This is a genomic window from Streptomyces fructofermentans (genome assembly GCF_014651055.1).
In the GTDB taxonomy this organism is placed as follows: domain Bacteria; phylum Actinomycetota; class Actinomycetes; order Streptomycetales; family Streptomycetaceae; genus Streptomyces; species Streptomyces fructofermentans.
In genome coordinates, this window is sequence record NZ_BMWD01000009.1 from 132,617 (window position 1) to 158,873 (window position 26,257).

Annotated in this window: 28 protein-coding genes; 7 read left to right on the plus strand and 21 right to left on the minus strand. The window is 74.1% G+C overall.

The window, feature by feature from the left end:
- Positions 1-349 precede the first annotated feature (349 nt).
- Positions 350-1,081: a VIT1/CCC1 transporter family protein gene (locus IE265_RS15240; RefSeq protein ID WP_190036083.1), complete on the minus strand. Its 732-nt coding sequence runs from the start codon at positions 1,079-1,081 to the stop codon at positions 350-352.
- Positions 1,082-1,336: 255 nt separating this feature from the next.
- Here IE265_RS15240 and IE265_RS15245 point away from each other — a divergent pair, with 255 nt between their 5' ends.
- The 6 genes from IE265_RS15245 to IE265_RS15270 all read left to right on the plus strand — a co-directional run bounded on the left by IE265_RS15245 (position 1,337) and on the right by IE265_RS15270 (position 8,840).
- The gene (locus IE265_RS15245) at positions 1,337-2,419 is read left to right on the plus strand and encodes an ADP-ribosylglycohydrolase family protein (protein ID WP_190036084.1); all 1,083 of its coding nucleotides are present in this window, start codon (positions 1,337-1,339) and stop codon (positions 2,417-2,419) included.
- Between the two features lie 143 nt (positions 2,420-2,562).
- Positions 2,563-4,104, plus strand: a complete 1,542-nt coding sequence (locus IE265_RS15250) for an ADP-ribosylglycohydrolase family protein (protein ID WP_373302956.1) — start codon at positions 2,563-2,565, stop codon at positions 4,102-4,104.
- A gap of 7 nt (positions 4,105-4,111) precedes the next feature.
- On the plus strand, positions 4,112-5,257 hold the full coding sequence (locus IE265_RS15255) for an ADP-ribosylglycohydrolase family protein (RefSeq protein ID WP_190036085.1): 1,146 nt from the start codon (positions 4,112-4,114) through the stop codon (positions 5,255-5,257).
- Positions 5,254-6,627 (plus strand): ADP-ribosylglycohydrolase family protein, encoded by a 1,374-nt coding sequence (locus IE265_RS15260; RefSeq protein WP_190036086.1) that lies wholly within the window; start codon positions 5,254-5,256, stop codon positions 6,625-6,627. The genes IE265_RS15255 and IE265_RS15260 overlap by 4 nt, the downstream gene beginning before the upstream one ends.
- A gap of 168 nt (positions 6,628-6,795) precedes the next feature.
- Positions 6,796-8,013: a CaiB/BaiF CoA transferase family protein gene (locus IE265_RS15265; RefSeq protein ID WP_190036087.1), complete on the plus strand. Its 1,218-nt coding sequence runs from the start codon at positions 6,796-6,798 to the stop codon at positions 8,011-8,013.
- The gene (locus IE265_RS15270) at positions 8,010-8,840 is read left to right on the plus strand and encodes an HpcH/HpaI aldolase/citrate lyase family protein (protein ID WP_190036088.1); all 831 of its coding nucleotides are present in this window, start codon (positions 8,010-8,012) and stop codon (positions 8,838-8,840) included. Before IE265_RS15265 ends, IE265_RS15270 begins: the two co-directional genes overlap by 4 nt.
- Before the next feature lie 76 nt (positions 8,841-8,916).
- On the opposite strand, the gene lgt is transcribed toward IE265_RS15270, so the two are convergent.
- The 11 genes from lgt to hisI form a co-directional block, all read right to left on the minus strand.
- Entirely contained in the window at positions 8,917-10,041 is a 1,125-nt protein-coding gene (gene lgt / locus IE265_RS15275) for a prolipoprotein diacylglyceryl transferase (RefSeq protein ID WP_190036089.1), read from the minus strand.
- A gap of 128 nt (positions 10,042-10,169) precedes the next feature.
- Positions 10,170-10,943, minus strand: a complete 774-nt coding sequence (locus IE265_RS15280) for a DsbA family protein (RefSeq protein ID WP_190036090.1) — start codon at positions 10,941-10,943, stop codon at positions 10,170-10,172.
- 105 nt (positions 10,944-11,048) lie between these two features.
- Positions 11,049-11,864 carry a tryptophan synthase subunit alpha gene (gene trpA / locus IE265_RS15285; RefSeq protein ID WP_190036091.1) on the minus strand — a complete coding sequence of 272 codons (816 nt, stop codon included), beginning with the start codon at positions 11,862-11,864 and terminating at the stop codon, positions 11,049-11,051.
- Positions 11,861-13,147 (minus strand): tryptophan synthase subunit beta, encoded by a 1,287-nt coding sequence (trpB, locus tag IE265_RS15290; RefSeq protein WP_190036092.1) that lies wholly within the window; start codon positions 13,145-13,147, stop codon positions 11,861-11,863. The genes trpA and trpB overlap by 4 nt, the downstream gene beginning before the upstream one ends.
- A gap of 211 nt (positions 13,148-13,358) precedes the next feature.
- A complete protein-coding gene (gene trpM / locus IE265_RS15295; RefSeq protein WP_229916203.1) occupies positions 13,359-13,649 on the minus strand; it encodes a tryptophan biosynthesis modulator TrpM in 291 nt (96 codons plus the stop codon).
- A gap of 9 nt (positions 13,650-13,658) precedes the next feature.
- The gene (gene trpC / locus IE265_RS15300) at positions 13,659-14,468 is read right to left on the minus strand and encodes an indole-3-glycerol phosphate synthase TrpC (protein WP_190036093.1); all 810 of its coding nucleotides are present in this window, start codon (positions 14,466-14,468) and stop codon (positions 13,659-13,661) included.
- A gap of 166 nt (positions 14,469-14,634) precedes the next feature.
- A complete protein-coding gene (locus IE265_RS15305; RefSeq protein WP_190036094.1) occupies positions 14,635-15,078 on the minus strand; it encodes a DUF2752 domain-containing protein in 444 nt (147 codons plus the stop codon).
- 101 nt (positions 15,079-15,179) lie between these two features.
- Positions 15,180-15,416, minus strand: coding sequence for an HGxxPAAW family protein (locus tag IE265_RS15310; RefSeq protein ID WP_190036095.1), 237 nt, complete (start codon positions 15,414-15,416; stop codon positions 15,180-15,182).
- A 122-nt stretch (positions 15,417-15,538) separates the two neighbouring features.
- Positions 15,539-16,180, minus strand: coding sequence for a TIGR02234 family membrane protein (locus tag IE265_RS15315; protein ID WP_190036096.1), 642 nt, complete (start codon positions 16,178-16,180; stop codon positions 15,539-15,541).
- A 414-nt stretch (positions 16,181-16,594) separates the two neighbouring features.
- Positions 16,595-18,085, minus strand: a complete 1,491-nt coding sequence (locus tag IE265_RS15320) for an anthranilate synthase component I (protein ID WP_190036097.1) — start codon at positions 18,083-18,085, stop codon at positions 16,595-16,597.
- 11 nt (positions 18,086-18,096) lie between these two features.
- Positions 18,097-18,498, minus strand: coding sequence for a phosphoribosyl-AMP cyclohydrolase (hisI, locus tag IE265_RS15325; RefSeq protein WP_190036098.1), 402 nt, complete (start codon positions 18,496-18,498; stop codon positions 18,097-18,099).
- A gap of 142 nt (positions 18,499-18,640) precedes the next feature.
- Between hisI and IE265_RS15330 the strand changes: the two genes are divergently transcribed.
- Positions 18,641-19,276 carry a TIGR03085 family metal-binding protein gene (locus IE265_RS15330; RefSeq protein WP_190036099.1) on the plus strand — a complete coding sequence of 212 codons (636 nt, stop codon included), beginning with the start codon at positions 18,641-18,643 and terminating at the stop codon, positions 19,274-19,276.
- Between the two features lie 3 nt (positions 19,277-19,279).
- Here the strand turns inward: IE265_RS15330 and IE265_RS15335 are convergent, their stop codons facing one another.
- From IE265_RS15335 to IE265_RS15375, 9 genes are all read right to left on the minus strand, one after another.
- Positions 19,280-20,527: an MFS transporter gene (locus IE265_RS15335; RefSeq protein WP_229916204.1), complete on the minus strand. Its 1,248-nt coding sequence runs from the start codon at positions 20,525-20,527 to the stop codon at positions 19,280-19,282.
- Positions 20,528-20,542: 15 nt separating this feature from the next.
- Positions 20,543-21,130, minus strand: coding sequence for an ArsR/SmtB family transcription factor (locus tag IE265_RS15340; protein ID WP_190036100.1), 588 nt, complete (start codon positions 21,128-21,130; stop codon positions 20,543-20,545).
- A 659-nt stretch (positions 21,131-21,789) separates the two neighbouring features.
- A complete protein-coding gene (gene hisF / locus IE265_RS15345) occupies positions 21,790-22,545 on the minus strand; it encodes an imidazole glycerol phosphate synthase subunit HisF (RefSeq protein WP_190036101.1) in 756 nt (251 codons plus the stop codon).
- Positions 22,542-22,946: a RidA family protein gene (locus IE265_RS15350; protein ID WP_190036102.1), complete on the minus strand. Its 405-nt coding sequence runs from the start codon at positions 22,944-22,946 to the stop codon at positions 22,542-22,544. The genes hisF and IE265_RS15350 overlap by 4 nt, the downstream gene beginning before the upstream one ends.
- Positions 22,943-23,671, minus strand: a complete 729-nt coding sequence (gene priA, locus IE265_RS15355) for a bifunctional 1-(5-phosphoribosyl)-5-((5-phosphoribosylamino)methylideneamino)imidazole-4-carboxamide isomerase/phosphoribosylanthranilate isomerase PriA (protein ID WP_190036103.1) — start codon at positions 23,669-23,671, stop codon at positions 22,943-22,945. The genes IE265_RS15350 and priA overlap by 4 nt, the downstream gene beginning before the upstream one ends.
- Entirely contained in the window at positions 23,671-24,321 is a 651-nt protein-coding gene (hisH, locus tag IE265_RS15360) for an imidazole glycerol phosphate synthase subunit HisH (protein ID WP_190036104.1), read from the minus strand. Before hisH ends, priA begins: the two co-directional genes overlap by 1 nt.
- The gene (locus IE265_RS15365) at positions 24,312-24,476 is read right to left on the minus strand and encodes a CG2302 family histidine operon protein (RefSeq protein ID WP_190036105.1); all 165 of its coding nucleotides are present in this window, start codon (positions 24,474-24,476) and stop codon (positions 24,312-24,314) included. The genes hisH and IE265_RS15365 overlap by 10 nt, the downstream gene beginning before the upstream one ends.
- A gap of 3 nt (positions 24,477-24,479) precedes the next feature.
- Positions 24,480-25,073 (minus strand): imidazoleglycerol-phosphate dehydratase HisB, encoded by a 594-nt coding sequence (gene hisB, locus IE265_RS15370; RefSeq protein WP_151479224.1) that lies wholly within the window; start codon positions 25,071-25,073, stop codon positions 24,480-24,482.
- The gene (locus tag IE265_RS15375; RefSeq protein ID WP_190036106.1) at positions 25,070-26,152 is read right to left on the minus strand and encodes a histidinol-phosphate transaminase; all 1,083 of its coding nucleotides are present in this window, start codon (positions 26,150-26,152) and stop codon (positions 25,070-25,072) included. The genes hisB and IE265_RS15375 overlap by 4 nt, the downstream gene beginning before the upstream one ends.
- Positions 26,153-26,257: the final 105 nt, after the last annotated feature.

A 26,257-nucleotide genomic window follows, 5' to 3' on the forward strand; every position in this document is an offset into this window, starting at 1 on the left:
TGGCATATGCATGTGCCGAGGGACGACGTTGGCCCTCTGCTGAAGGTGCAAAATTTCGTGCAGGTTACATGATGGGGCGGTCCTCGTGAACCGGATACCGTGTTCCAGCATGCGGACACCGCGGGTCGCGGCGGGGTGCCGCTCGTGGCGGCTGAACAGGGGACCTTTTCGGACAGATCCATGACCGTCGGTCCGACCGCGGCGCGCAACGTCGCGCACCGCCTCGTGCGCGGCAGTGGCGTCATTGCCCGCAGCGCTTACGGCTCATGCCCGGTGTTCAAGGAATCGAAACCGCCGAGTAACAACTACTTATGCAGTCCCGTGCATAGGTGAGCGACCGACGGCTGGGTCATCCTACGGCCGATCCGATCAGACCGCCGAGGGCGTACGTCACACCGGCCGCGGCGCCGCCGAGCGCGAGTTGCCGCAGCCCGCCGTACCACCACGTCCTGGCGGTCACCCGGGCCACCACGGCGCCGCAGGCGAAGAGCCCGAGGAGCGCGAGCAGCACGGCGGGCCACAGGGCGCTCGCGCCGAGCAGGTAGGGCAGGACGGGGAGCATGGCCCCGAGGGCGAACGACCCGAAGCTGGAGACGGCGGCCACGCCCGGGGAGGGCAGGTCGCCGGGATCGATGCCCAGTTCCTCGCGGGCGTGGATCTCCAGCGCCTGCTCGGGGTCTGCGGACAGTTGCCGGGCCACCTCGCGGGCGAGGCCGGGCTCCACTCCGCGGGACCGGTACAGCTCCGCCAGCTCGCGCTCCTCGTCCTTCGGGTGCTTCCGCAACTCCCGCCGCTCGACGTCGAGTTCGGCTTCGACGAGTTCACGCTGCGAGGCGACGGAGGTGTACTCGCCGGCGGCCATGGAGAAGGCTCCGGCCGCCAGGCCCGCGAGCCCGGTCAGGACGACGGTCCGGTGGGAGACCTCGCCGCCCGCCACACCCGTCATCAGCGCGAGGTTGGAGACGAGGCCGTCCATCGCCCCGAACACGGCGGGCCGCAGCCATCCGCCGTTCACGTCGCGGTGGGTGTGGTTGTCGCGGTGCGCCTCGTGAAGCGTCGCCCCGGTCTCGATGACGGCCATGCCTGGATCCCCCAAGGAAGCTTGATTGGACAATTTCCACCTTTGGACAACAATCAAAATACGCCGCGAATTTCGCCGCCGCCAGCAAGGAAGGCCGTACTTACCTGCGCTTTCGTCCTCCGTCGCTCATCCGTGGCGACCTGCGCGCAGATGTCGACCGGGTGACGATGGGGCCCGTGAGGCTCCGCCGGGCCGCTGCCGTGGGACAGATGCACAAAGGGTCCTTCTGGGACCCAGTGATGGAGAGGCACCGTCATGGCTTCGATTGCCTGCGTTCCCTCGGTCCCCGCGCCCGGCGGCGCCGCCGATCTCCGTGAGCGGGCGCGCGGCGCGCTGCTGGGGCTCGCCGTGGGGGACGCGCTGGGGGCACCCGCCGAGAACATGAAGCCGTCCGAGATCCGCGCGCGCTGGGGACGCATCACCGGATACGTGGCCGAGCACCCCGCCGGTACGGACGACACGGAGTACGCGATCTTCTCAGGGCTGCTGCTCGCCCGGCACGGCTCGGCGCTCACCGTCGCCCATGTCGAGGCGGCCTGGCACCAGTGGATCGCCGACCGGGACGAGGGCCCGTTCCGCGGCGCCGGCTTCAGCGAGCGCGGCACCCTGGAGAATCTGCGCAGAGGGCTCGCCGCCCCCATCTCCGCCCAGCACCGGCACGCGTGGAGCGACGGCCTCGCCATGCGGGCGGCGCCCTTCGGCGTCTTCGCCGCGGGCCGCCCCGCGGAGGCGGCCCGCCTGGTCGCGATCGACGGCTCGGTGAGCCACGACGGCGAGGGCATCCTCGGCGGCCAGGCGGTCGCCGCCGGGGTCGCCGCCGCCATGGCGGGTGCCCCGCCGATCGTCGTGGTCGCCTCGGCCCTGGCCGTCATCCCCGAGGACTCCTGGACCGCCCGCTCGCTGCGCCGGGCCGTGGCCTGCGCCCACCGCGGCGAACGCGCGGTCCGGTCCGCCGTCGTCATCGGCGGCTACCCCTGGACGGACCTGGCCCCCGAAGCCGTGGCCCTCGCCTTCGGCGCGTACGCGGCCGCCGGGGGCGACTTCACCGAGGCGGTGCTCACCGCCGTGAACATGGGCCGGGACGCGGACACCACGGCGGCGGTCGCGGGCGCGCTGGCAGGCGCCACCCGCGGGGTCTCCGCCGTACCCGCGCACTGGGCGGCCGCGATCGGCCCGGCCAGGGGCAGTTGCCTGCCCTCCATGCGGGGGCACCACGTCCTGGACGTGGCGGACCTCCTGACCCCGGACGAGGACGAGCCCGCCCGCGTCCACGACCCGCTGCCCCCCGACCCGGCCGCCTTCGTGCTCGCGGCCGACCGCGACGGGGCGACGTCATGACCCCCGCCCCGGACCACCACCGACCGCAACCCCCGACGGCCCCGGCCCCCGACCGGCACACGGTCGCGGCACCCGCCCCGTCACGCCCGCGGCCCGATGCGGTCATGAGCCCCCTGCCCGACCGGCCGGGGCGCAGTACGGCGGTGCCCCCCGAGCAGGACCCCCAGGACCGGGAAGCGCCCACGGGCCCCGCCCCGTCCCGACCGGCCCGGGAAACGGTCACGGAACCGGCCACGCCCCCGACCCGACCGGTGCGGGAAGCACCGACGGAGCCGCTCCCCGCCCCACCGGCGCGGCATGCGGGCACGGACCCCCTCCCCGACCGGCCGGAGCGGACAGCGGTCACGGGGCCCGGCGCCGCGCGAGCCGCCGGATCGCGGACCGCCGCCGACCCGCGGGCGCAGGCAACCGCCGCACCGCGGACCACCGCCGACCCGCGGGCGCAGGCAACCGCCGGATCGCGGACCGCCGCCGACCCGCGGGCGCGAGGCGCCGCCGGGCCGCGGTCCGCCGCGCGGGCGCAGGCAACCGCCGCACCGCGGACCGCCACTCCGGCGCCACGCGAGGACCGCGTCCGCCGCGTCGAGGGCCTGCTGCTGGGCCTCGCCGCAGGCGACGCCGCGGGCTGGCCCGCCGCCCGGCACCGGGCCAGCCGGATGCCCGAGTGGACGCGCCGGCTGACCCGGGAGCTCGACACGTTCGCGGAGCAGAACGCGACGACCACCCTGCCCGTGCCGATCGCGCTGAACCAGCCGCCGGAACCCCTGCGCCTCGGCCCCTCGGACGACGCCGAGTGGGCGGCGTTCGCCGCGGAGGCCGTACTGCGGGCCGCCGACGCCGGCGTGCTGGGCGACCTGAGCCGCGAACGCCGGTTGCGCGCGGCCATCGACCTGTCCTGGAGCGCCGTCGCGAGCGAGATCGCCGCGGCCGCCGACCGCGCCCCCGAGGTCGAGTCTGCCGTCCTCCCCCTGCGCGCCCGCATCTCGGTGCGGGCCGGCCTCGGCAACCTCGCCGCCGGACTGCGCCCGCCCGCCACGGGTCACGACAACCCGCACTACTTCGACGACGCGGCCTGCGTACGGGCGTGCGTCCTGGCCGTGGCGCACACCGGCGACCCCGGGCCCGCAGCGGAACTCGCCGAGTTCGACGCCCGCTACACACAGGACGGCGACGGGGTGCACGGCGCCCGCGCGATGGCGGCGGCGCTCGCGCTCGCGCTGGCCGGCGCGGACGTCGACACATGCGTCGAGGCCGCCCTCGCCGAACTCCCGCCGTCCACCGAGATCGGCCGCAACGCCCGGCACGCGCTCGTACTGGCCCACCGGGCCGACAGCACCTTCGGCCTGGTACCCCTCCTGGAGCACCAGATCGTGGACCACGTCTACAGCTACGGCATCGCAGCCGCCGAGACGGTCCCGGTCGCCCTCGCCCTGGCGACCGCCGCACGCGGCCGGATCGCCGAGGCCGTGCCCGCCGCCGCCTGCCTGTCCCGGGTCGCCGACTCCGCCCCGGCCCTCGCCGGGGCGCTGACCGGCGCCCTCGGCGGCGGCGCCGCCGTCCCCGCCTCCTGGCGCGACGCCTGCCGCACCCTCTCGGGCTGCGCACTGCCCCGGCTGACCGGAACGGACCTCGTGGAACTCGCCGAACTGCTGGCAGCCGGGCAACCGAGCCCCGTAGGGGGATGATTCGGGCATGACGCCCACCGCACCCGCAACCCTGGAAGAACGGATCACCCGCAGCCTCGTCGGGGCCGCCGTCGGCGACGCGCTCGGCGGCCCCGTCGAGGGCTACTCCCCCGAGCAGATCGCCGAACGCCACGGCGGCCGCGTCCACGGAGTCGTCGGCCCCTGGAACGGCGGCACCTGGCGCACGGCCCGCCCCATCGCCCCGTACCACAAGGGCGACGGACACGTCACCGACGACACCTTGATGACCCACGCGCTGATCAGGGTGTACGCGACCGTCCGCGACCACCTCGACGCGTACGCCGTCGCCGAGCACCTGGTCCCCGACCTGATGACCACCCCGCGCTGGATCCCGGAGCTGGAGGCCGAGGCCCTCCCCCTCCAGCGGATCTTCCTCGCCGAGAAGTGGCTGGTCGCCCGCCTCCACTACGGTCACGTCGACCCGCGCGAGGCGGGCAGCGGAAACATCGTCAACTGCGGGGCCGCCATGTACATGGCACCCGTCGGCCTGGTCAACGCGGCCAATCCGGCGGGCGCGTACGCCGAGGCCCTCGACATCGCGGGCGCCCACCAGTCCTCGTACGGGCGCGAGGCCGCCGGTGTCTTCGCGGCGGCCGTGGCGGCGGCCTGCGTGCCCGGCGCGACCCCGGACTCCGTGGTCGGGACCTGTCTCGGCCTGGCCAAGGACGGCACCCGCGCGGCGATCGAGGCGGTGTGCGACACGGCGTCGCGCCACACCGACGCCGAGTCGGCGCTGCGGCCCCTGCGCGAGGCGGTCGCCCCCTTCGACACGGTCGGCCCGGACTACCGCGCCCCCTCGCTCGGCGCCCGGCGCCCGTCACGGCTCCACTCGATCGAGGAACTCCCCGTCGCCCTCGGCATGTTGCTGATCGGCCGCGGCGACTACCGCCGCACGGTGCTGGGTTCGGTGAACTACGGCCGCGACTGCGACTCCATCGCCACCATGTCCGGCGCGCTCGCGGGCGCCCTGGGCGCGGAGGTCCCGTCCGACTGGGCGAAGACGGTCGCCGAGTCCAGCCGTCTGGACCTGCACGCCCCCGCGGCGGCGCTCACGGAGGTGACACGGGAGGTCTTCGCCCGTGACGTGCGCCGCCGCCGGTCCCACGAGTCGGCCTACGCGGAGCTGTCATGACACCCCTGCGGCTGACCTGGGTCCAGCCCGAGGACCTGATCGGCCACGAACTGCGCCAGGCGCGGCAGGACGGCCGCGACCCCTCGGCCGTCGAGACCCGCTGGCTCCGGGCCGGCGGCCCCGCCGCCCCGGAGCGGGCGGGCGCCTCGCAGCGGCCGGCACCGCCGTACCTGCGCACGCTGGCCGTCGACCTGCTGGACGAACTGGCGGACCTGCCCAGCGCGTCGGCCGACCGCGAGCCGACGGACCTGGCCCGCATCCGCGCCCTGTGCCCGGACTGGCCCGCGGACCGGCCGGGTTCCGCGGGGGGCGACGGCGCGCTCCTCGCGCGGCTGGAGGCGGCGTGGCTGGGCAGGGCGGCCGGCTGCCTGCTCGGCAAGCCGGTGGAGAAGCTCCCGCTCGACGGCATCCGAGCACTCGCCCGGGCTGCCGGGAACTGGCCGCTGGGCACCTGGTTCACGGAGCGCGGCCTGCCCGCGGAACTCCGGGCCGCGTACCCCTGGAACCGGCGCTCCGCGCCCACCTCCCTCGCCGAGAACATCGACGGCATGCCGGAGGACGACGACCTCAACTACCCCCTGCTGAACCTGCTGCTGCTCCGGCGCCACGGCAGGGGGTTCACCACGCAGGACGTGGCCGGGCTCTGGCTGGACGAACTCCCGGCGGGCCGCACGTTCACGGCCGAGCGCGTCGCCTACCGCAACCTCCTCGACGGTGTGGAGCCGCCGCGGACGGCCCGTCACCGCAACCCGTTCCGGGAGTGGATCGGCGCGCTGATCCGCGCGGACGTGCACGGCTGGACGCACCCCGGCGCGCCGGGGGCCGCGGCCGAGCAGGCCCACCGCGACGCCACGCTCACCCACACCGCCAACGGCGTCTACGCGGCGATGTTCGCGGCGGCAGCCCTCGCCGAGGCCGCCGCCGGGACCAGCGACGTCCATGACTGCCTGCGCACGGGGCTCGCGGTCGTGCCGCCCGGGTCCCGGCTGGCCCGTGCGGTGCGCCACGCGGTCGGACTCGCCCGTGAGCAGCCCGACTTCGACCGGGTCGTGGACGAACTCCACGCCACCCACCGGGACCACCACTGGGTCCACGCCGTCCCCAACACCGCGCTGCTCGCCGCCGCGCTCACCCACGCGGACGGCGACTACGGCGGGTCCGTCTGCCGCGCGGTCTCGGGCGGCTGGGACACCGACTCGAACGGCGCGACCGCCGGCAGTCTCGCCGGGCTCCTCGCCGGATCGCCCGCCGCCCTCCCCGACCGCTGGACGACCCCGCTCAAGAACCGGCTCGCCACCTCCGTGACCGGCTTCGACGGCGTCGGTTTCGACACGCTCGCCGGCCTCACCCTGCGGGAGTCCCACCGCTGACCCCGCACCGCCGCTCCCGTACGACCACAGCCGCCCGCGCCCCCACTTCCCGTACAACCGGCCCTCACCCCGCGCTTCCCGTACCGCCACCGCCCGCACAGCCACTTCCCGTACGGCCGGTCCCCGGCCGTCCCCGTACCGCTCCGAGAGCGAGGCGCAGCACACCGCATGAGTGAACCAAGCCCCCACACCAGCGAACCGACCCGTCCCCTCACCGGTCTGCGGGTGCTCGACCTCGCGACCCTCTTCGCCGGTCCGCTCGCCGCCACGATGCTCGGCGACTTCGGCGCGGAGGTCGTCAAGATCGAGCACCCGCGCGTTCCGGACCCGTCCCGCGGCCACGGTCCGTCCAAGGACGGCATCGGCCTGTGGTGGAAGCTCCTCGGCCGCAACAAGCGCACGATGACGCTGGACCTGTCCGCTCCCGGCGGTCGCGCGACCCTGCTGCGGCTGGCCGCCTCCGCCGACGTGATCGTCGAGAACTTCCGCCCGGGCACACTGGAGAAATGGGACCTCGGCTGGGACGAGCTGTCGGCCGCCAACCCCCGCCTGGTGCTGACCCGGGTCACCGGCTTCGGCCAGTTCGGGCCGTACGCCCGGCGCCCCGGCTTCGGCACGCTCGCCGAGGCGATGAGCGGATTCGCCGCGATCACCGGTGAGCCGGACGCCCCGCCGACGCTGCCGCCCTTCGGGCTCGCCGACTCGATCGCCGGCCTGGCCACCGCCTACGCGGTGATGACCGCGCTCGCGGCCCGCGACCGGACGGGCCGCGGCCAGGTCGTGGACATGGCGATCATCGAACCGATCCTCACCGTCCTCGGCCCGCAGCCGCTCTGGTACGACCAGTTGGGCCACGTCCAGCCGCGCACCGGCAACCGCTCCCAGAACAACGCCCCGCGCAACACGTACCGCACGGCCGAGGGCACCTGGGTCGCCGTCTCGACGTCGGCCCAGTCGATCGCCGAACGCGTGATGCGCCTGGTCGGCCGCCCGGACCTGATCGACGAGCCGTGGTTCGCCACGGGCGAGGACCGGGCCCGCCACAGCGACGTCCTCGACGAGGCGGTCGGCGGGTGGATCGCCCGGCACACCCGGGCGGAGGTCGTCGAGGCCTTCGAGCGGGCCCAGGCCGCGGTGGCCCCCGTCCAGGACGTACGGGACGTCATGACGGACCCGCAGTACACGGCCCTCGACACGATCACCACCGTCGACGACCCCGAACTGGGCCCGCTGCGCATGCAGAACGTCCTCTTCCGCCTCACCGACACCCCCGGCGCGATCCGCTGGGCGGGCCGCCCGCACGGCGCCGACACCGACGCGGTCCTCACCGAGCTCGGTCTGACGGAGACCGAGATCAAGACGCTGCGGGCGGAGGGCGCGCTGTGAACGGGGAGTCCTCCGCGGCGATCCCGATCACCTGGCTCTACGTCCCCGGCGACCGGCCGGAGGTCGTCGCCAAGGCACTCGTGTCCGGCGCCGACGTGGTGGTCGTCGACCTGGAGGACGCGGTCGCCGACGACCGCAAGGCGTACGCCCGCGCCGCCACCGCCGAACTCCTGCGGGAGCCGACGCCGACACCGGTCCACGTCCGGATCAACGCCCTGGACGGCCCGGACGCCGCCGCCGACCTCGACGCCCTCGCCGCCTCGCCGGCGCTGTCGGGGCTGCGACTGCCCAAGATCACCTCGCCGATGCAGGTCGTCCGCACGGCGGAGAGCACCTCCCGCGTACCGCTGTACGCGCTGCTGGAGTCGGCCCTCGCCGTCGAGTACGCGTACGCGATCGCCACCGCCCATCCCGTACTGCGCGGGATCGCGCTCGGCGAGGCGGACCTGCGCGCCGACCTCGGCGTACGGGAGGACGCGGGCCTCGACTGGTCCCGCTCGCGGATCGTCCTGGCCGCCAGGGCCGCGGGCCTGGCACCGCCGCCCCAGTCGGTGCACCCCGACGTGCGCGACCTCGCCTCGCTGGCCGACTCGTGCGCCCGGGGGCGGGCCCTGGGCTTCCTCGGCCGCGCGGCCATCCATCCGCGGCAGCTCCCGGTGATCGAGGCCGCCTACCTGCCGACCGGGAAGGAGATCGAGACGGCCGAGTCGGTGATCGAGGCCGCGGCCGTCCGGCCCGGCGCGCAGGCGCTGCCCGACGGGCTCTTCGTCGACGCCGCGGTCGTGGCGGCGGCCCGGCGCACGCTGTCCCTGGCCCGCCGCGCCTGACCCGGGCGGCGGGCGGCCGTACGCACGCGAAGGGGGCGCCCCCGCGCGGGAGCGCCCCCTTCGACCATGGACCGGGTCAGGACTTCTTGGCGGACCCCGCCTCGTCCTTCGTGCCGGACGCCGTGTCGACCGCCGTGTCCGAGGGTGCGGTGACCGCGTCGCCGTCCGTGGCCGCGGCGGTGTCGTCGCCCGTGCTCCCGGACGCCTCGCCGTCGGTCGCCCCGCTGGTCGACTCCGCGTCGCCGTCGGCGTCGGGCTTCTTCGCCGTCGGCTTCTTCCCCGCGGACTCCGCGTCGCCGTCCGCGTCGGACTTCCCGTCCTCGGACTTCTTGTCCTCGGACTTCTTGTCGAGGTCCACGGCGTCCGTGTCGTCGTCGGCGTCGGGGGCCGCCGGTTCGACGACCTCCTCACGACCCGGACGGAGCCGGGCCGACAGCACGATGTAGACCACGGCGAGGACGAGGACGACGATCGCCGTCCAGTTGTTCAGGCGCATGCCGAGCACGTGGTGGGCCTCGTCGACCCGCATGTACTCGATCCAGAAGCGGCCCACGCAGTACGCGGCGACGTACAGCGCGAAGGCGCGGCCGTGGCCGAGCTTGAAGCGCCGGTCCGCCCAGATCACCAGGACGGCGACACCGACGCACCACAGCGACTCGTAGAGGAACGTCGGGTGGTAGTAGCCCGGCACCCGGCCGTCCGTCACGGACGTGATGTGCAGCGCCCAGGGAAGGTCCGTCTCCCGCCCGTACAGCTCCTGGTTGAACCAGTTGCCCCAGCGGCCGATGGCCTGTGCGAGGGCGATGCCGGGGGCGAGGGCGTCGGCCCAGGCCGGCAGCGGGATGCCCCGCCGGCGGCAGCCGATCCAGGCACCCACCGCGCCGAACGCGATGGCGCCCCAGATCCCGAGGCCGCCCTCCCAGATCTTGAAGGCGTCGACCCAGTCACGGCCCTCGCTGAAGTACAGCTGGTAGTCCGTGATGACGTGGTAGAGCCGTCCGCCGACGAGTCCGAACGGAACGGCCCACACGGAGATGTCGGCCACGGTGCCGGCCCGGCCCCCGCGCGCGATCCACCGCTTGTTGCCGAGCCAGACGGCTACGAAGACGCCGATGATGATGCAGAACGCGTAGCCGCGCAGCGGAATGGGGCCAAGATGCAGCACACCGCGCGACGGGCTGGGAATGTAGGCAAGTTCCATGGCAGGGTCGACGCTACCCTGCCGGGCGGCGCGTGCGGCCACCCGCCCGGGCTACGGCTCGATAACGAGACCGATGGGAGCACCGGGGCCGGCGGGACACGGGGGACGTGCCCGACGGCCCGCGGGGCTCACGCCGCGTCGGCCTGCCGCACCAGTTGCTTCAGCTTCGCCGGGGTCATCGTCTGGTCCTGGTAGATGTTCTTCCCGTTGAGCAGGACCGTGGGCGTGCCGCTGAAGCCGCCGCTCTGGAAGGCCTTGTTGGACTCCGCGACCCAGCTGTCGTGGGTGCCGTCGTCCACGCACTGGCGGAAGGCGGGGGTGTCGAGCCCGTCGACCTTGCCCGCCAGCTCGACGAGCTTGCCGTTGTCCGCGAACGCGTCGTCCGTCTCGGGGGGCTGGTTCCGGAAGAGCACGTCGTGGTACGCGGGGAACTTCCCGGCGCCCTGGGCGCACGCGGCGGCGTTGGCCGCGCGCAGCGAGCCGCTGCCGCCCATGTTCCCGTCGATGAGGGTGGCGAGGTGGTACTCGACCTTGAGCTGTCCGGAGTCCGTCAGCTCATGGATCGTGGCGCGGTAGGCGTCCTCGAAGCTCTTGCAGGCCGGGCAGCGGAAGTCCTCCCACACCGTGAGCGTCGACTTGGCGCTCTCCTTGCCGACGGGGATGGCGAGGCTGTCCTCCCCGTTCGCCCCCGAGGGCGCCGTCACCGGGCCGGCCGTGTCGGTGTCGTCCTTGCCCGAGCCGGCGGCCAGTACGCCGATGACCGCGGCCAGCGCCAGCACGCAGACGACCGCGCCGCCCACGATCAGCACCCGGCGGCGCTTCTCCGCGGACTTCTGCTTCTCTCGCTCTTCCGCCAGCCGCTCGCGGGCGGTGCGCTTTCCCTCACGGTTCTTCTCGCTCACATCCGGCAGAACGAACCGGGGAGGCGCAGCGCGCCTCCCCGGCCCCAGGTCCACCCGTTCGAGTGACCGATTCGTCCCCTGTCCCCGTGCGGGAACGGCCGTGCGTCAGCCGGTGCGGCGCACGCCCTTCGCGAGATCGGCGGCGAGGGCGCGGACCGCGGCGAGTCCCGTGCTCTCGTCGGGGGCGTCCAGCATCCGCTTCACGAAGGCCGAGCCGACGATGACGCCGTCGGCGAAGCCGGCGACCTCGGCGGCCTGTTCGGCGTTCGAGACGCCGAGTCCCACGCAGACCGGCAGGTCGGTGGTGGCCCTGGTGCGTCCGACGAGGTCCTGTGCCTGCTCGCCGACGGACGCGCGGGTGCCGGTGACCCCCATCAGGGAGGCCGCGTAGACGAAGCCGGAGCCCGCCGCGGTGATCTCGGCGAGCCGGGCGTCCTTGCTGCTGGGGGCGACGACGAAGACGGTCGCGAGGCCGTGCTTGTCGGCGTGCTCCCGCCACAGCGCGGACTCCTGCACGGGGAGGTCGGGCAGGATGCAGCCCGCCCCGCCGGCCTCCGCGAGCTCGGCGGTGAAGCGCTCGACGCCGTAGCGGTCGATCGGGTTCCAGTACGTCATGACGAGTACGGGCCTGCCGGTGGCCTCGAAGGCCTCGCGGACGGTCCGCATCACGTCGGCGATCCGGACGCCGCCGCGCAGGGCGATGTCGTCGGCGGTCTGGATGACCGGCCCGTCGAGGACCGGGTCGCTGTGGGGCAGGCCGATCTCCACGACGTCGGCCCCGCCGTCGAAGGCGGCCTTGACCGCCGCGATCCCGCCGTCCACGGTCGGGAACCCGGCCGGGAGGTAGGCGATGAGCGCGGACCGGCCCTCGGCCCTGGCCGCGGCGAGTGTGTCGTCCAGCAGCCTGATGTTGCCGCTCACTTGGCGTCCCCCTCGATCTCGGCGCGGTCGCTGTCGGCGTCCGGCTCCACGGTGGCGTCCGTGTCGTACAGACCGAAGTAGCGGGCGGCCGTGTCCATGTCCTTGTCGCCGCGGCCGGACAGGTTGACGACGACGAGGCCGTCCCTGCCCAGTTCCCTGCCGACCTCCAGCGCCCCGGCGAGGGCGTGGGCGCTCTCGATCGCCGGGATGATGCCCTCGCTGCGGGAGAGCAGGCGCAGCGCCTGCATGGCGGCGTCGTCGGTGACCGCGCGGTACTCGCCGCGGCCGCTGTCCTTGAGGTACGCGTGCTCGGGGCCGATGCCCGGGTAGTCGAGTCCGGCCGAGATCGAGTAGGGCTCGGTGATCTGCCCCTCGTCGTCCTGGAGGACGTACGAGCGCGAACCGTGCAGGATGCCCGGCTCACCCGCGGTCAGCGTGGCCGCGTGCTCGCCGGTCTCCAGGCCGTGTCCGGCGGGCTCGCAGCCGATGAGGCGCACCCCCGCGTCCGGGATGAAGGCGTGGAAGAGGCCGATGGCGTTGGAGCCGCCGCCGACGCAGGCGACGGCCGCGTCGGGCAGGCGCCCCGCGCGCTCCAGGATCTGCCGTCGCGCCTCGACGCCGATGACCCGGTGGAAGTCGCGGACCATGGCGGGGAAGGGGTGCGGTCCGGCGACCGTGCCGAAGAGGTAGTGGGTGCGGTCGACGTTGGCGACCCAGTCGCGGAACGCCTCGTTGATGGCGTCCTTCAGCGTGCGGCTGCCGGACTTCACGGCGACGACCTCGGCGCCGAGCATGCGCATGCGGGCGACGTTGAGGGCCTGGCGCCGCGTGTCGATCTCGCCCATGTAGATGGTGCAGTCGAGGCCGAACAGCGCGCAGGCGGTGGCCGTCGCGACGCCGTGCTGGCCTGCGCCGGTCTCGGCGATGACGCGGGTCTTGCCCATGCGCCGGGTGAGGAGCGCCTGGCCGAGCACGTTGTTGATCTTGTGGGAGCCGGTGTGGTTGAGGTCCTCCCGCTTGAGGAAGACCCGGGCGCCGCCGGCGTGCTCGGCGAACCGGGGCACCTCGGTCAGGGAGCTGGGCCGGCCGGTGTAGTGGACGAGCAGGTCGTCCAGCTCGCGGGCGAACTCCGGGTCGGACTTCGCCTTGTCGTACTCGACGGCGACCTCGTCCACGGCGGCGACCAGCGCCTCCGGGATGAACTTGCCGCCGAACGCGCCGAAGTAGCCCTCGGCACTGGGCACTTGGCCCTCGGGGTCGGGAATGAAGAACTCGCTGGGCATGCGGTCACCTCACGGGGGCGAAAGCCCCGGTCGACAGGTCTGATGGCGGTCGCGTGTGCGCCTTCGGCCGTCGTCGTCCCACCGGCCCGTGTGCCTTCGATGGAGGGCACGGCCTCCGTCGGGGACGGTCCGCGCCCCGGTCCGGGCAGGGCGGTGCCCTGCCGGTCCCACGGCGGTGGTCGGGTGGTGTCCGGATGGTCCCGGCCGCCCGTCAGAGGACGGGGCGGTGACCACCGGCGGCGTCGGCGCGCGGGCGCCGGCGCCATCGCATCCCGTTGACCTGGCCCGGCTCGTCGCCGATGACGTACCGGACGCGGCGTCCGTGCACCCGGCGGGCCGGGGCGCGGCAGCCGCGCGGGCGGCAGCCGCGGGCGAGGCGGGCGTAGGGGTCGCGGACTCCGGCACCCGCCGGTCCCGCCGCGGCCGACCGCACGCGCGCCGTACCACCGTCGGGGCGCGGGCCCGGACGGGTGGCGGCGGGGAAGCGGCGGTCGGCGTCCATCGGGGAGGGTCAGCCCCGCCCGTGCCGCAGCGCGGGGTGCGCTCCGGCGGCGACCAGGTCGGAGACCGCGGTCCTCGGGTCCCGGCCGGTGACCAGGGACTCGCCGACCAGCACCGCGTCGGCGCCGGCGTTGGCGTACGCGATGAGGTCGTGCGGGCCGCGGACACCGGATTCGGCGATCTTGACGAGGTGCGCGGGGATCTCGGGCGCGAGGCGCTCGAAGGTCCCGCGGTCGACCTTGAGGTCCTTCAGGTTGCGCGCGTTGACACCGATGATCTTCGCACCGGCGTCCACCGCGCGCTCGACCTCGTCCTCGTCGTGCACCTCGACGAGCGGCGTGAGGCCGATGGACTCGGCACGCTCGATCAGGGACTCGAGAGCGGGCTGGTCGAGCGCCGCGACGATGAGCAGCGCGAGGTCGGCGCCGTACGCGCGGGCCTCCCACAGCTGGTAGGAGGTGACGATGAAGTCCTTGCGCAGCACGGGGATGTCCACCCGGGCGCGCACGGCCTCGAGGTCCGCGAGCGAGCCGCCGAAGCGGCGCTGTTCGGTCAGCACGGAGATGACGGCCGCGCCGCCGGCCTCGTAGTCGGCGGCGAGCGCCGCCGGGTCGGCGATCGCGGCCAGCGCGCCCTTGGAGGGGCTGGAGCGCTTGACCTCGCAGATGACCTTGACGCCGTCGCCGCGCAGGGCCGCGACACCGTCCTTGGCGGCCGGAGCCTTCGCCGCGCGCTCCTTGAGCTCGTCGAGGCTGACGCGCGCCTGCCGCTCCGCGAGGTCGGCACGGACTCCGTCGATGATCTCGTCGAGCACACTCACGCGAGCGGCCCCCTTCCCTGACGGTTGACACTTCAAGCGGTTCTGCGGTCGACCCCGGTCCGTCGCACCGGACGAATCGGATGGTCACTGCGATGGTATCCGCAGGAGGGCTCATGCCTCGCATCCGGTTGACGCCGGTCCCACTACCTGGACGTTCACCGATTGATCAAGGATGCAGCGAGCCACCGAACGGCAGGTTCCGGACAACCGTGAAGACCAGCAGCAACGCGCCGAGCGACCACATCACGTAGGGGCCCGGATCGAGGCGCAGCGACCGTCCCTGGACGGAACGCACCACCCATACGGTCCACAGCGCGGCGAACACCGCGTAGCCGAGCACCGCGACCGCGTTGGCCCCGAGCGCCGTCGTGAGGTCGCCGTGCGCGACGGCGTGCGCGCTGCGCAGCCCTCCGCAGCCGGGGCAGTAGACGCCCGTGTAGCGCAGCAGGGGGCAGCCGGGGTAGTGGCCGGGCTCGTTCGGGTCGACGGCGCCCACGTAGGCGAAGGCCCCGACGACGGCCGCGAGCATCGCGCCGGGGACGGCGAGCCGCCGCGGCAGCGATCCGGCGGCGGGCCCCGTCCCCTGGGTTTCGGCGTTCACCCGACGCATTCTGCCGCTCCCCCGCGGACGGCGCGCGCAAGGGCCCCGGACACGCGGAAGGCGGCCCCGGCGCCGCGCGCCGGACCCGCCCTCCCGACAGCCGGGCCGGATCAGCCCTCGGCGGACGCCACCTGCGGGGCCTGGTGGCCGGTGCGCTTCGTCTGACCGAGGCCCGCCGCGCGCATGGCCATGCCGACCACGCCGCCGAGAGCCACGATGACCATGCCGCCCCAGAAGCCCAGCGGGTTGGCCATCACCATGAAGGCGCCGGCGACGCAGAAACCGATGAAGGCGATGATGACACCGGTCCAGGCGGCCGGAGTGTGACCGTGGTTGCTGCCCGCCATGACTTGCTCCTCGTTAGCTCTGTGCGTGTGTGAGTCGGACGCTCATGTCCATTGTCCCGTACCCGCGCGCATGCCCCGAGCGGGGGTCCTCCCCCTCTCTCGCGGTCCTCGCGCGCCGGGCGCTATGCCCCGGTCGGGTCCTCGCCGCGGTCGAGGGCCTTCCAGATCTCCTCGGGGCGGTCCGGGTCCACGGGGGCCCGGGTCCTGCGGGGCCGGGGGGTGCCGTCGCGCTCGTAGCGTCCGGACATCGCGGGCCACAGCCGTCCGTAGCGCAGCGCCAGGAGGCCCGCGAGCAGGAGCAGCAGACCGCCCGCGGCGGCCACGTACGGCCAGGCGGTGTGGGTCATGGCGCCGACGGTGGCGGAGGTGTCGCCGGAGGCCTGAGCGGCCTTCTCGTCCAGCGCGGAGCTGTCGGAGAGGCCGAGGAGGGCGGTCGCGACGATGCCGGCGCCGGAGAGCGCGAGGAGGCCGGCGACCAGGAGGCGGCCCGCGCGGCGGACCGCGAAGACGGCGACCAGCGCGGCGAGGCCCACTATCGCCAGGGACGCGGGAACGCCCGTGACGTCACTGCCCGAGGCGCTCAGCGGGAAGGCTCCGCCGGCGACCGTCGCGGTCCCCGCCGACCAGCCCTGACGTGAGGCGAGCAGGGCGACGGCAGCGCCGAGCGCGCCGAACAGCAGGGCGAGGGCGAGGCTGCGCCGGCCGGACCGGGCGGGGCCTTGGGTGTCGGATCGGGGGTGCGGAACGGCAGTCACGTACTCCACTATCGCCTGAACTCCGGGCGAAGCGTCACCCGGGTTCACGTGACCCGCGTCCCATTGTCCTCGTCCGTCCGCGCTCCGGCCCGGGTCCGGAACGCGGCCCGGAAGGCGCCGGGGGCGGGTCCGGAGCCTGCCGGGAGGCGCCGGGGCAGGTCAGGAGCGGCGGGTCCGGGACCCGGGCCCAGACCCGGACCCGGGCCCGCGGGACGGCGGGGTGCGCCTGCGGGGCGGCGCGTCCCGGACCCGGACCCGGACCCGCGGGACAGCGGTGCGCCTGCGGGGCGCCGGGCGCGGGACGGGGGCGGCGGGCGCGCGACCCCGCGGCCCGCGGGTGCCGTCCGGGCCCGGGGGCCATGGCCGGCCACGACGGGCCGGGCGTCGGAGCGGCGGGCGGTGTCGGGTCCGCGGGGGGCGCGCTCAGCCCCCGAGCCGGTTCGCGGTGTGGACCGCGCGCAGCACCGCGGCCGCCTTGTTGCGGCACTCGGTGTCCTCGGCGACGGGGTCCGAGTCGGCGACGACCCCCGCGCCCGCCTGCACGTACGCGGTGCCGTCCCGCAGCAGGGCGGTACGGATGGCGATGGCGGTGTCGGAGTCGCCCGCGAAGTCGAGGTAGCCCACGCAGCCGCCGTACAGGCCGCGCCGGGACGGCTCCAGCTCGTCGATGATCTGCATCGCGCGGGGCTTGGGGGCGCCCGAGAGGGTGCCCGCGGGGAAGCACGCGGTCAGCACGTCGAAGGCGGTGCGGCCCTCGGCCACCCGGCCCGTCACCGTGGACACGATGTGCATCACGTGCGAGTACCGCTCGATGGACATGAAGTCGACGACCTCGACGGAGCCGGGCTCGCAGACCCGTCCGAGGTCGTTGCGCCCGAGGTCGACGAGCATCAGGTGCTCGGCGCGCTCCTTGGGGTCGGCGATCAGTTCGTCGGCGAGGGCCTGGTCCTCCTGGACGGTGGCACCGCGCGGCCGGGTGCCCGCGATCGGGTGCACCATGGCCTGCCCGTCCTCGACCTTGACCAGGGCCTCCGGGGAGGAGCCCACGACGTCGAAGCCGTCGAACCGGAAGAGGTACATGTACGGCGACGGGTTGGTGGCCCGCAGCACGCGGTAGACGTCCAGCGCGCTCGCCGTGCAGGGCGTCTCGAAGCGCTGGGAGGGGACGACCTGGAACGCCTCGCCCGCCCTGATGCGCTCCTTGATGTCCTCGACGGCGTCCTGGTAGTCGGGCCCGCCCCACAGGGCGGTGTACTCGGGCAGCTCGGACGGCGGCAGCGCCGCGGGGGGCTGCGAGACGGACCGGGACAGGTCCGCCTCCATGGCGTCGAGCCGGGCCACGGCGTCCGCGTACGCCTCGTCGACGCCCGTGTCGAGGTCGTTGTGGTTGATGGCGTTGGCGATCAGCAGGACCGAACCGTCCCAGTGGTCCATGACGGCGAGGTCGCTGGTCAGCAGCATCGTCAGCTCGGGCAGCGCGAGGTCGTCGCGCTCACCGGGGCCGATCTTCTCCAGGCGGCGGACGATGTCGTAGCCGAGGTAGCCGACCATGCCACCGGTGAAGGGGGGCAGCCCCTGGTCGTGGGCGAGGTCGTGGGGCGTGTGGAGGGCCTCGACGGTGGCGCGCAGGGCGGCCAGCGGGTCGCCGTCCGCCGGGACGCCGACCGGCGGAGTGCCCAGCCAGTGCGCCCGGCCGTCGCGCTCGGTGAGCGTGGCGGCGGAGCGCACGCCGACGAACGAGTACCGGGACCACGAGCGGCCGTTCTCCGCGGACTCCAGCAGGAAGGTGCCGGGCCGTTCGGCGGCGAGCTTGCGGTAGAGCGCGACCGGGGTGTCGCCGTCGGCGAGGAGCTTGCGGCCGACGGGGATCACACGCCGGTCGGTGGCCAGCTTGCGGAACGTGTCGAGGTCCATGCCGGCCGACCCTACTGATCCACGGGCGCCACGCCCGAATCCGCGTCCCGGAGCAGCACGTCGGCGTCGAAGCAGGTGCGGTCCCCGGTGTGGCAGGCGGCGCCCACCTGGTCGACCTTGACCAGCAGGGTGTCGGCGTCGCAGTCCAGGGCGACGGACCTGACGTGCTGGACGTGTCCGGAGGTGTCGCCCTTGACCCAGTACTCCCGGCGGCTGCGCGACCAGTAGGTGCAGCGTCCCGTCGTGAGGGTGCGGTGCAGTGCCTCGTCGTCCATCCAGCCGAGCATCAGCACCTCACCGGTGTCGTACTGCTGGGCGATGGCCGGGACGAGCCCGTCGGCGCTGCGCCTCAGGCGCGCGGAGATCTCGGGGTCCAGGCCGCTGGGCCTGCTGGGCGGGGGCGTACTGGTCATGCCGACCATTGTGCCGCGCCGCGGGGCCCGGCCCGGTCCGCGTCCACGGGTTGAGAGACCGGGCGCGCCCGGACGGCGGGCGGGGCGGACGCGGCCGGCGGACGGGTGGGCGGACCGGCGGGACGGCCGTAGGCTGGCAGGCATGTCGACCCATGCCAAGCGTGAACGACTTCTCCTCGCCGATCTGTTGGAGGCGGAAGGACCGACCGCCCCCACCCTGTGCGACGGCTGGAACACCCGCGACCTGGCCGCCCACGTGGTGGTCCGCGAACGCCGGCCGGACGCCGCGGGCGGCATCCTGATCAAGCAGCTCGCACCCCGCCTCGAGCGGGTGACGGCGGAGTTCACCGAGAAGCCGTACGAGGAGCTGATCCAGCTCATCCGTACGGGGCCGCCGCGCTTCTCGCCGTTCTCCCTCAAGCAGATCGACGAGGCGTCCAACGCGATCGAGTTCTACGTCCACACGGAGGACGTACGCCGGGCCCGGCCGGACTGGGTGCCGCGTGAGCTCGACCCGGTGTTCCAGGACGCCCTGTGGTCCCGGATGGAGCGCACGGCCCGGCTGATGGGCCGCGGCGCCCCGACCGGGCTGGTGCTGCGGCGCCCGGACGGCCGGACCGCGGTCGCGCACCGGGGCACGCCGGTCGTGACGGTCACCGGCGAGCCCTCCGAGCTGCTCCTGTTCCTGTACGGCCGCAGGGAGGTGGCCGATGTGCAGCTGGAGGGCGACAAGGAGGCCGTCGCCCGGCTGAACGAGGCGAAGCCGTCGGGTATCTGACCGCTACCCGGGCAGCTCGGCCAGGCGGAGGTCGCGGACGCACAGGGCGACCACTCCGCCGAGGCCGCACACCGCGGCGCTGACGGCGAAGACGGGGCCGGTGCCCCACCAGCCGATCGCGGCGGCCGTCACGGGCATGCTGAGCGGGGCCAGGCCGAGGCTGACCATCCCGGCCACGGAGCTGACGCGTCCCAGGTGGGCGGGGTCGGACACGGTCTGGAGCAGCGCGCCGCACAGGGCCCCGCTGAGTCCGGCGAGCAGTCCGACCAGCAGGGCCACGCCGACTGCCGCGGCGAGGTCGGCCACCTGGGCGAGGGCGCCGATCGCGACCGAGCCCGTGATGATCGCGACCGCGGCCACCGACCCGGCGCGCGGCAGCCGTCCCCGCACCGCGAGGAGCAGCGCGGCGGCGCCCGCCCCGGTGCCGAACCCGGCGAGCACCCAGCCCATGCCGGAGGCGCCCCAGCCGCGCTGGTCGGCGAGCAGGGTCAGCCCCACGTTGAGCGGGCCGACGAAGCCAAGGTCGCCGAGTGCGATGACGGCGATCAGCGGGGCGAGCACGCGGTGGCGCCGGATGTGGCCGAGGCCGTCGCGCAGGTCGCGCCAGGGGGTGCGCCGGGCGGCCCGGTCGTCCGGGGCCGGCTCCCCGGTCCGCACCGAGACCAGCAGCGGTACCGACACCGCTATGAGCAGGCCCGCGAGCCCGAAGGCCGCCGCCGCGCCGCCGAGAGCCACGCCGAGGCCGCCCAGCGGGGCGCCCACGACGGCGGCGAAGCGGATCGCGAGGCCGCGCATGCCCTGGACCCGGGCGAGTTGGTCGCGTGCGGTGATCCGGGCCGGGAGGGCGCCGACGGCGGGCATGAAGACCGCGTCCACCGCGCCGAAGACGACGGCCAGCAGGGTCAGCGCCCACAGTCCCGGGTCGGCGGTGAACAGCAGCGCGGCCACCGCGAGGACGGCGCCGCAGCGCACGGCGTCACTGCCGATGACGACCTTCCGCGGCCCGAGCCTGTCTGCGAGCACTCCCCCGCCCAGCATCAGCAGCGCCCGCGGTACGGCGCTGACGGCCATCACGAGCCCGGCCTGAGCGGGTGTTCCGGCCTGGACGGCCGCCCAGGACAGGGCGAGGTAGTAGACGTTGTCGCCGACCATCGACGCGGTGTAGGCGCCGAGCCAGCGCAGCACGTTGCCGTCGCGGTGGGCGGGTCTGCCGGAGCCGACGGCGGCCGGGGGTATGACGGTCGTGGTCACGGGAGGTCTGTCCTCTCAGGGGCGGAAGGGGAACCCGTACAGGTGCAGCGCGACGTGTTCGCGCCCCTGCGTCTCGCCGGCGGCCTCGCGGGCGCGCCCGCGCTCGTCGTACTTCGAGATCAGGTCGTGCAGGTCCTTCTTCAGCTCGGCGAGTTCGCCGGCCGTGAGCCGCAGCAGGGACTCGGAGTCGTGGGCGGCGGCGTTCCACTCGGGGCCCCAGGTTGCGCGCTCGTCGAGGTGGGCGCGGTACAGCTCGGAGCGCTGCTCCTGGAAGAGCCGGGACGCCGCGAGGTGCGCGGCGGCCTTCTCGGGTGCGTCGTGGAAGTCCTCGTCGCGGACGGAGACCCCCTCGGAGGCCGGCTGCCACCAGCGCTCCCGGCCGTCCCCGCTGCGCGGCTCGGCCTCCTCGATCAGTCCGTGCTCGGCGAGCTTGCGCAGGTGGTAGCTGACCAGCGAGGGCGCCTCGTCGACGAGCTCGCCGAGCTGCGAGGCGGTCGCCGCGCCGGCCACGAAGAGGGAGCGGTACAGCTTCATGCGCAGCGGGTGGGCGAGCGCCTTGAGCGTGCCCATGTCCGTGATCCGCCGGTTCTCCTTGCTTGCCATGACCGGAAGCGTAGACATGAAAGAAAAGTTGCGCAACAAAAATTGCGCAACTTTCGTTGCGGGTTTGCGACGAGGGCGCCGCGCGGGAACGGCACGTGCGCGGTTGGGGGCAGCGCGCCATGCGCTGCTCGCGAGACGGCCCGATCCGGGGCCAAGGGGCCGGTGGCCGGTCTCCGGCGCGGCGGTGCAGGGCCGTGTACGGGAATCGTGCACGGACCGGTGCCGTGCGCCACGCGCTGCCCGCGGCCGCCCGATCCGGGGCCGGGAGGCAGGGCCCGCCTCCGGGCGGCGGTACGAGGGCCGCGTAGGGAAATCGTGCACGGACCGCCCCCGCTCCGGGTGCCGTACGGCCCGTCACCCGAGCCGTACGGGAGTCCCGGCGGAGTCCGTATCGTGCACGGCACGTCCCCGCTCCGGGTGCCGTACGGCCCGTCACCCGAGCCGTACGGGAGTCCCGGGCGGAGTCCGGGCACCGGGCACCGGGCACGGAGGCCGTCCCGCCGCCCGGCTCACGGGTCAAGGAGCCGGACGGGGCCGCCGCCGGGAGCCCTGGGCCCGGGCCGCAAGGCAGGCCGGTCGGCGGACGGCGTCGCCCGCGTCGCGCGGCCCGTCACGGACGCCCGGGCCGAGTGCCGCGCCCGGGGCCGGGGGACGGGGCGTCAGCGGACGGCGTGGCCCGTGTCGCGCAGCGCGTCCTTGACCTGGCCGATCCGCAGCTCGCCGAAGTGGAAGACCGACGCGGCGAGCACGGCGTCCGCGCCCGCGTCGACGGCCGGCGGGAAGTCGCCGAGCCGTCCGGCGCCGCCGCTGGCGATCAGCGGGACGGTGACGTGCTTCCGTACCGCCTCGATCATCTCGATGTCGTAGCCGTCCTTGGTCCCGTCGGCGTCCATCGAGTTGAGCAGGATCTCGCCCGCGCCCAGCTCGGCGGCCCGGTGCGCCCACTCGACGGCGTCGATGCCGGTGCCCTTGCGCCCGCCGTGGGTGGTGACCTCGAAACCGCCGGAGGCCGTCCGCCGGGCGTCCACCGACAGCACGAGGACCTGCCGCCCGAACCGCTCGGCGATCTCGCGGATGAGGTCGGGGCGGGCGATCGCGGCGGTGTTCACCCCGACCTTGTCCGCGCCGGCCCGCAGCAGCTTGTCGACGTCGTCGGCCGTGCGCACGCCGCCGCCCACGGTGAGCGGGATGAAGACCTGCTCCGCGGTGCGCCGCACGACGTCGTACGTCGTCTCCCGGTTGCCCGAGGACGCGGTGATGTCCAGGAACGTCAGCTCGTCGGCGCCCTCGGCGTCGTACACCTTGGCCATCTCGACCGGGTCGCCGGCGTCGCGCAGGTTCTCGAAGTTGACGCCCTTGACGACCCGGCCGTCGTCGACGTCCAGGCAGGGGATGACTCGGACCGCCAGGGTCATGAATCCACGGCTCCTCTGAAAGCTTCCAGTTCCACTTCGACCAGGATGCGCGAATCGACGAAGCCGTCCACGACGAGCAGGGTCGAGACCGGGCGCACCCGGTCGAAGATCTCCTTGTGGGCCCGGCCGGCCGCCTCCACGTCGCGTGCGTGGGTGAGGTACATCCGGGTGCGGATCACCGACCCGGCGTCGAGCCCGAACTCGGCGATCGCGTCCAGGGCGTTGGCGAAGGCCGCCCTGGCCTGCTCGTACGGGTCGCCCTCCCCGTACAGCCTGTCGCCCTTGAGGGCCGTCGTGCCCGCCACCAGCACGCGGTCGCCCGCCGCGACGGCGCGTGCGAACCCGAAGGACTCCTCCCAGGGGCTCGTCCCCTGCACCCGCCGTACGGCATCGGACGTCATGACGACACAGCCTCCAGGGCCTCTTCCAGCGTGAACGCCTTCGCGTACAGGGCCTTGCCGACGATGGAGCCCTCGACGCCGAGGGGCACCAGCTCGGCGATGGCCCGCAGGTCGTCGAGGGAGGACACGCCCCCGGAGGCCACCACCGGGCGGTCGGTCGCCGCGCACACGTTCCTCAGGAGCTCCAGGTTGGGCCCCTGGAGCGTGCCGTCCTTGGCGATGTCGGTGACGACGTACCGCGCGCAGCCCTCGGAGTCGAGGCGCGCGAGCGTCTCGTAGAGGTCACCGCCGTCGCGGGTCCAGCCGCGCCCGCGCAGCGTGGTGCCGCGGACGTCGAGGCCGACCGCGATCCTGTCGCCGAACTCGGAGATGACCTTGGCGACCCACTCCGGGGTCTCCAGCGCCGCCGTGCCGAGGTTGACCCGGGTGCAGCCGGTGGCGAGGGCCGCGGCGAGCGTGTCGTCGTCGCGGATGCCGCCGGACAGCTCCACCTTGATGTCCATGGCCCCCGCGACCTCGGCGATCAGCGCGCGGTTGTCGCCGGTGCCGAACGCGGCGTCCAGGTCGACCAGGTGCAGCCACTCGGCGCCCGCCCGCTGCCAGGCGAGGGCGGCCTCCAGCGGGGAGCCGTACGAGGTCTCCGTGCCGGACTCGCCGTGCACGAGCCGGACCGCCTGGCCGTCACGGACGTCCACGGCGGGGAGGAGTTCGAGCTTCGAAGGCATCAGAGGGTTCCGATCCAGTTGGTCAGCAGCTGCGCTCCGGCGTCGCCGGACTTCTCGGGGTGGAACTGCGTGGCCCACAGGGCGCCGTTCTCGACGGCCGCCACGAAGGGCTTGCCGTGCGTCGACCAGGTGACCTGCGGTGCGCGCATGGCCGGGTTGGCGACCTCCAGGCTCCAGTCGTGCACGGCGTACGAGTGCACGAAGTAGAAGCGCGCGTCGGCGTCCAGGCCGGCGAACTGCCGGGAGCCCGCCGGCGCCTCGACCGTGTTCCAGCCCATGTGCGGCACGATCTCGGCCTGCAGCGGCTCCACGGAGCCGGGCCACTCGTCGAGGCCCTCGGTCTCCACGCCGTGCTCGATGCCGCGCGCGAAGAGGATCTGCATGCCGACGCAGATGCCCATGACGGGACGGCCCCCGGCGAGGCGGCGGCCGACGATCCAGTCGCCGCGCGCCTCCTTCAGGCCCTGCATGCACGCGGCGAACGCGCCGACGCCCGGCACCAGCAGGCCGTCCGCGTTCATGGCCGTGTCGAAGTCACGGGTGATCTCGACGTCCGCGCCGACGCGGGCCAGGGCGCGCTCGGCGGACCGCACGTTGCCGAAGCCGTAGTCGAAGACGACCACTCGTTTGGCCGGGGTGCTCAATTCCACACCTCCAGTCGCAGGACGCCCGCGGCGAGGCACATCGTGGCGCCGATGGACAGCAGCACGATGAGGCTCCTGGGCATCTGCTGCTTGACGAAGGAGTAGATGCCGCCGAGCAGGAAGAGCCCGACGACGATCAGGACCGTGGAGAGACCGCTCATGGTTTAGAGGGCGCCCTTCGTGGAGGGAAGGATGCCTGCCGCGCGCGGGTCGCGCTCGGAGGCGTAGCGCAGCGCCCGGGCGAGCGCCTTGAACTGGCATTCGACGATGTGGTGCGCGTTGCGCCCGTAGGGCACGTGCACGTGCAGCGCGATCTGCGCCTGCGCGACGAAGGACTCCAGGATGTGCCGGGTCATCGTCGTGTCGTACTCGCCGATCATCGGCGCCATCTTCTCGGGCTCGGTGTGCACGAGGTAGGGGCGGCCGGAGAGGTCGACGGTCACCTGGGCCAGCGACTCGTCCAGCGGGACGGTGCAGTTGCCGAAGCGGTAGATCCCCACCTTGTCGCCGAGCGCCTGCTTGAAGGCGGCGCCCAGCGCGAGGGCGGTGTCCTCGATGGTGTGGTGCGAGTCGATGTGCAGGTCGCCCTCGGTCTTCACCGTCAGGTCGAACAGACCGTGGCGGCCGAGCTGGTCCAGCATGTGGTCGTAGAAGCCGACCCCGGTCGACACGTCGACCTTCCCGCTGCCGTCGAGATCGATCTCGACGACGACCGAGGTCTCCTTGGTGTTCCGTTCGACACGGCCTACGCGGCTCATGCGTTCTGCTCCTTCTTCAGCTCTCGGACCGCGTCGAGGAACGCGTCGTTCTCGGCCGGGGTGCCGGCGGAGACCCGCAGCCATCCCGGTACTCCGTTGTCCCGGACCAGGACGCCCCGGTCGAGGATCCTCCGCCAGGCGGTGCCGGAGTCCTCGAACCTGCCGAACTGCACGAAGTTCGCGTCGGACTCGGTGACGTCGTAGCCGATCGCGCGCAGTTCCGTGACCAGCCGGTCCCGCTCGGCCTTCAGCTGCTCGACGTACATCAGCAGGGTGTCGGTGTGCTCCAGCGCGGCCAGCGCGGTCGCCTGCGTGACGGCCGACAGGTGGTACGGCAGCCGGACGAGCTGGACGGCGTCCACGACGGCCGGGTGCGCGGCGAGGTAGCCGAGGCGCAGCCCGGCCGCGCCGAACGCCTTCGACATCGTCCGCGAGACGACGAGATTCGGCCGACCTTCGAGCAGCGGCAGCAGCGAGTCGCCGTGGCTGAACTCGATGTACGCCTCGTCCACGACGACGATCGACGGCCCGGCGGCCTGCGCCGCCTCGTACAGCGCGAGGACGGTCGCGGACGGAACCGCGTTGCCGGTGGGGTTGTTGGGGGTGGTGATGAAGACGACGTTCGGCCGGTGCTCGGCGATCGCCCTCTCGGCGGCGGCGAGGTCGATGGTGAAGTCCTCGCTCCGGGGGCCGGAGATCCAGCCCGTGCCGGTGCCGCGCGAGATCAGGGCGTGCATCGAGTACGAGGGCTCGAAGCCGATGGCCGTGCGGCCGGGCCCGCCGAAGGTCTGCAGCAGTTGCTGGATGACCTCGTTCGAGCCGTTGGCCGCCCAGACGTTCTCCAGCGCGACCGGGTACCCGCCGGTCCTCGTCAGGTACGCGGCCAGTCCGGTGCGCAGTTCCACCGCGTCCCGGTCGGGGTAGCGGTTGAGGTTCCGGGCCGCCTCGCGCACGCGCTCGGCGATCCGCTCCACGAGCGGCTCGGGAAGCGGGTACGGGTTCTCGTTGGTGTTGAGCCGGACGGCCACGTCGAGCTGGGGCGCGCCGTAGGGGGACTTCCCGCGCAGTTCGTCGCGCACGGGGGGTCCCTCCCAGCCGGGCGGGGCGGACGCCGCAGAGGCGTCAGGAGCCTCGGAGGCCGCAGAGGCGTCAGAAGCGGGGGAGGACGGGGCGGGGGTGCCGAG

What these genes read in the sequence shown, in the direction of transcription:
- IE265_RS15240 (WP_190036083.1), bottom strand. Translation starts at nt 1,081, where the DNA reads ATGGCCGTCATCGAGACCGGGGCGACGCTTCACGAGGCGCACCGCGAC.
- IE265_RS15245 (WP_190036084.1), top strand. Translation starts at nt 1,337, where the DNA reads ATGGCTTCGATTGCCTGCGTTCCCTCGGTCCCCGCGCCCGGCGGCGCC.
- IE265_RS15255 (WP_190036085.1), top strand. Translation starts at nt 4,112, where the DNA reads ATGACGCCCACCGCACCCGCAACCCTGGAAGAACGGATCACCCGCAGC.
- IE265_RS15260 (WP_190036086.1), top strand. Translation starts at nt 5,254, where the DNA reads ATGACACCCCTGCGGCTGACCTGGGTCCAGCCCGAGGACCTGATCGGC.
- IE265_RS15265 (WP_190036087.1), top strand. Translation starts at nt 6,796, where the DNA reads ATGAGTGAACCAAGCCCCCACACCAGCGAACCGACCCGTCCCCTCACC.
- lgt (WP_190036089.1), bottom strand. Translation starts at nt 10,041, where the DNA reads ATGGAACTTGCCTACATTCCCAGCCCGTCGCGCGGTGTGCTGCATCTT.
- trpB (WP_190036092.1), bottom strand. Translation starts at nt 13,147, where the DNA reads ATGCCCAGCGAGTTCTTCATTCCCGACCCCGAGGGCCAAGTGCCCAGT.
- trpM (WP_229916203.1), bottom strand. Translation starts at nt 13,649, where the DNA reads ATGGACGCCGACCGCCGCTTCCCCGCCGCCACCCGTCCGGGCCCGCGC.
- IE265_RS15305 (WP_190036094.1), bottom strand. Translation starts at nt 15,078, where the DNA reads ATGCGTCGGGTGAACGCCGAAACCCAGGGGACGGGGCCCGCCGCCGGA.
- IE265_RS15310 (WP_190036095.1), bottom strand. Translation starts at nt 15,416, where the DNA reads ATGGCGGGCAGCAACCACGGTCACACTCCGGCCGCCTGGACCGGTGTC.
- IE265_RS15320 (WP_190036097.1), bottom strand. Translation starts at nt 18,085, where the DNA reads ATGGACCTCGACACGTTCCGCAAGCTGGCCACCGACCGGCGTGTGATC.
- hisI (WP_190036098.1), bottom strand. Translation starts at nt 18,498, where the DNA reads ATGACCAGTACGCCCCCGCCCAGCAGGCCCAGCGGCCTGGACCCCGAG.
- IE265_RS15330 (WP_190036099.1), top strand. Translation starts at nt 18,641, where the DNA reads ATGTCGACCCATGCCAAGCGTGAACGACTTCTCCTCGCCGATCTGTTG.
- IE265_RS15340 (WP_190036100.1), bottom strand. Translation starts at nt 21,130, where the DNA reads ATGGCAAGCAAGGAGAACCGGCGGATCACGGACATGGGCACGCTCAAG.
- hisF (WP_190036101.1), bottom strand. Translation starts at nt 22,545, where the DNA reads ATGACCCTGGCGGTCCGAGTCATCCCCTGCCTGGACGTCGACGACGGC.
- IE265_RS15350 (WP_190036102.1), bottom strand. Translation starts at nt 22,946, where the DNA reads ATGACGTCCGATGCCGTACGGCGGGTGCAGGGGACGAGCCCCTGGGAG.
- priA (WP_190036103.1), bottom strand. Translation starts at nt 23,671, where the DNA reads ATGCCTTCGAAGCTCGAACTCCTCCCCGCCGTGGACGTCCGTGACGGC.
- IE265_RS15365 (WP_190036105.1), bottom strand. Translation starts at nt 24,476, where the DNA reads ATGAGCGGTCTCTCCACGGTCCTGATCGTCGTCGGGCTCTTCCTGCTC.
- hisB (WP_151479224.1), bottom strand. Translation starts at nt 25,073, where the DNA reads ATGAGCCGCGTAGGCCGTGTCGAACGGAACACCAAGGAGACCTCGGTC.